Source organism: Thiomonas sp. TH-17 (genome assembly GCF_057473305.1).
In genome coordinates, this window is sequence record NZ_JBYCKI010000101.1 from 1 (window position 1) to 3,713 (window position 3,713).

Sequence of the window (3,713 nt, forward strand, 5' to 3'; positions counted from 1 at the left end):
CGCGCGGCAGCGCATCGAGGCGGTGCTGGGCGCCAGGCTGGCTTCTGAAAAGCCGACCTACACGCTTTGAGCAGAGCCACGCTGCGTCCTGGACGCATGTCGACTGGACTGCGGGCGTTCAGCTCGGTCTGCGCAGCGTGGTGAGGTGAATGGCGCAAGCTGTTGCGAATCATATGATCGGATTGGGATCCAGGACACGGTTAGTGAGTGACGTAACAATCGGTTACGTGTTGACCGGCGCGATGGCAACGCAGCAGACTGTCGGCACTCCTTCGGTGCGGATTTCCAAGTGAAGACACGGACTACAGGCCGGGCCACCCGGATGGCATTCGTTTTCGGTTTGCTACTGCTGCTGAGTGCCTGTGGTGGCGGTGGAGGAAGTGCGGCCGCGACCTCGACTGGTTCAGCACCATCGGCGCCTACCGTCGCAGGTTCATTCACGATGGCACTGAACCCCTCGGCGGTCACGGTCGCCGCGGGTGCAGCGATTCCATCAAGTCTGACCATAACGCCTTCGGGAGGATTCTCGGGGAGCGTGACGCTGGCGCTCACCAATGCGCCGGCAGGGGTCACCGTCGCCCCAACAACGGTAAGCGTCAGCGGCGTCACGACCACGCAAGTTACGGTGACGCCAGCGGCATCCGTGGCGCCTGGCACCTACAGTTTCGACTTGCAGGGCACGAGCGGTACGATCACCGCGACGGCAAGCCTGACGCTGACAGTCGAGCAGGCGCGACAGCCTCGCCTTCTCCTTGATGCGACTACGCTGGCAACGTTGCGTGCACGTGCCGCCGCCAATACGCCGCAGTGGCAGGCGCTGAAAGCTGCGTGTGATTCGCTGATCGGCGGCACGGTCAATTATCCGACCCAAGCCGCCTATACCAATTTGCCGAACCTCGGATCGGGTTACCTGGGCGAGTCTTACTTGCCAGCGCTTCTGAACGAGGCGATGTGCTACCAGGTCCTTGTCAGCACCGATCCGGTCGCCGCAGCGCCTTATGGCGCCAAGGCTGTGGACATCTTGATGAAAATGTCTACCCCTTACACGACCGGCAGCAACAACCTTGGCGAAAACCCGCTGGTCAATTCTGGCTATGCGATCCGATTTTATGGCGTTGGCTTCGGCCTCGGGTACGACTGGCTGTACAACCTCTTGACTCCGGCGCAGCGGCAGCAGGTCTACACCACGGCAAACACCTGGATAGCAGCGTTCGAGGATCCAAACGGAGCCGCCAACTTCGAGTATGCCAATCCGCAGAGCAACTACTACGCTGGTTATTTCCACGCCTTGGCCGTGATCGCGCTGGCGACCGAGGGCGACAATCCCGACGCGAGCACGGAATGGAACGACTGGCTCAACAACCAGTTTTACGCGCGCGTGCAGCCCTACTACCAGCAGCACCTGCTGGGTGGTGGCTGGCCCGAAGGTTTCGCCAATTACGCGCCGCTCGGCATCCTCAATATGAGCTTGCCAATGCGCGAAGTAATGACTGCGAAAGGGATCAATCTGATCACCGGGTCGGCGCCTTACAGCTATCCGCTGGATATCGCCAACTACGTGATGCAGTTCACCTGGCCGTCGCTCAACTATTTTGACGACCGCGACACGAATCACGCGAACGGCAACACGCAGCCCCCAGGCACACCTTGGGTTGGCATGTTCCAGGAGATCGCCGGCGAGCTCGCGTACTGGAAGTCTCCTCTGACGCCGGTGTTCAACCAATACTTGCAGGATGTCACCAAGGCGACTTCGAATTTCAGCCCGGCAGCCCCCTGGCTTGCTTTTCTCGAGGTTGATCCGAACGCGCCGACGGCCCCCTTGACGACGCTGCCCTTGTCCTATCTGGCGCCCGGCATGGGCGCGGTGTCGGCACGCTCCAACTGGACAACCAGCGCGAGCTGGATGTCGTTTCGTGCTGGCCCGTACGTCAACAACCCGGCGCAAGGCGAGGAATACTTCGACCAAGGCAGCCTGGCTCTCGTCCGCGGGGGGACGCCTTTGCTGGTCAATGCGGGCGGCTGGTTGGTGCATAACCCCAACGGTACTGCCGACGAGAATGAGGTTTACAACGACAACTATGGCAAGACCAACGGCACGGTCTACATGGGGAATCGTCAGCTCTACAACATCTTCTATGTGCGCGACATGAGTGGCAGTTCGGTGGTTTATCCCTATGGGCAGGCGGCATACACCACCGAAAACTACAACGTGCGCACTCAGGTTACTGGTTTCGAGGATGGTGGCTCTTACGTCTATGTGCTGGCCACGCATCTGGAGGACATGTACCGATCCTTCTCCGGCAGTCCGGCCGTTGCGGCGTGGTCCCGCGAGATCGTCTACCTGCGCCCCAACCGTTTCGTGGTCTATGACCGGACCACAGAAGGCAGTTCCAGTTATGACCAGTACATGGCCTGGGCCTTTCCCGCGAGTCCGACAGCGGTCACCGCACCGAGCGGCGAGAACGTGCTCGACGTGAACTACAACGGACAATTCGCCGGTGCGATGACCACGGTGCTGCCAGCCGGTGCAAAGTTGACCACATTGCCGCTGTATCCGGGTGACAACCCGGTCAAGGTTTACCAGACCCAGGTGCGTCCACCCAACAGCAACGTCAACCAGCAGTGGCTGACTGTGTTCGACCTGTCCTCGTCGGCTTCCACTGTTGCCGGCGCCACGCCCGTCACGAATGCACAGGGCGGCATCACTGGCGTGGTGCTTGCCGACAACGGTAGTGGCAACGGCAACGACGTGGTGATTTTCAGCACCGGCACCCCGGGTACTCCGATTTCGGGAACGATCTCCTACACGGTTCCTGCGAGTGCAGCCGAGCATGTGATCACCGAGCTCCTGCCATCTACCAGTTACAGCGTCACTGCGGCCGCAAGCGGCGGCACGCTGACGATAACGGTGGCCCCGGGAAGCGGCTACACGACCAGTGCCCACGGCGTTCTGCACTTCAATGTCTCCGCCGCCGGGGCGGTCAGCGGCTAGAAGGGCAGGCCGCGGCGTTTCCATCGGCAGCGCCGCGGCAAGGCCGGAGGCTATTCGTCCTCGTCGGCTGCGGTGAGGTGCTGGAATGCCCGTGCGCCATTGTCCTGGGCAACGCTGTTGCTCCAGCGGATGATGACCGGCCGGCGGCTGCGTTCGTGGAAGCCACAAGCCAGCAGTGCCGCGACAGTGTTAGGCGAGCCGGCATGTTCGATCGAGATGGCGCGACATCCGATCTGACGGCTGGCACGTACCAGCGCGTCAATATGGGAGGCGGCCAGACCGGCCGCGCCCTTATCCGACCAGAAGTCGCGCACATGCAGGGTGTCATCAAGCACCTGGCAGGCGAACCAGGCCAATAGCGTTTCAGGATCGCGTGGGGCGCATAACTCCAGATAGCGTGTACGCGCGACGTCAAAACCCTCGAAACGCCAGGTCAGGAATGCGACATCGCGAACCGTGATAGGACCGTCACCACATGGCGACTTCTGCCAAAGCGCATCCATGCGCGAGTCCGCGCAATCCTGCCAATTGGCGTGCACGCCGGTTTTCCGAATGCGATACAGCGGCAAATGGCGGAATCGACCTATGGCATCGAGCACACAGGCAAGCGGCCTGGCGATCAGGGGCAGCATGATCCGTTCGAGGTACCGCCTGTAGCGCAGTACACAGGAGTAGCGGACCAGATCACAGGCCACGGTGTATTCCAGGCGCTTGGCGACCG

Annotated in this window: 1 protein-coding gene and 1 pseudogene; one reads left to right on the forward strand and one right to left on the reverse strand. The window is 61.4% G+C overall.

What is annotated here, in order from left to right; all coding sequences use genetic code 11:
• Positions 1 to 442 precede the first annotated feature (442 nt).
• A complete protein-coding gene (locus AC2VLV_RS06315) occupies positions 443 to 2,992 on the forward strand; it encodes a COG1470 family protein (protein ID WP_486989160.1) in 2,550 nt (849 codons plus the stop codon).
• 50 nt (positions 2,993 to 3,042) lie between these two features.
• Here the strand turns inward: AC2VLV_RS06315 and AC2VLV_RS06320 are convergent.
• A pseudogene (locus AC2VLV_RS06320) lies at positions 3,043 to 3,713 on the reverse strand (hypothetical protein); the annotation flags it as partial.

Excerpts from the sequence above, each read along its gene's own strand:
- AC2VLV_RS06315 (WP_486989160.1), top strand. The coding sequence starts at position 443 with ATGGCACTGAACCCCTCGGCGGTCACGGTCGCCGCGGGTGCAGCGATT.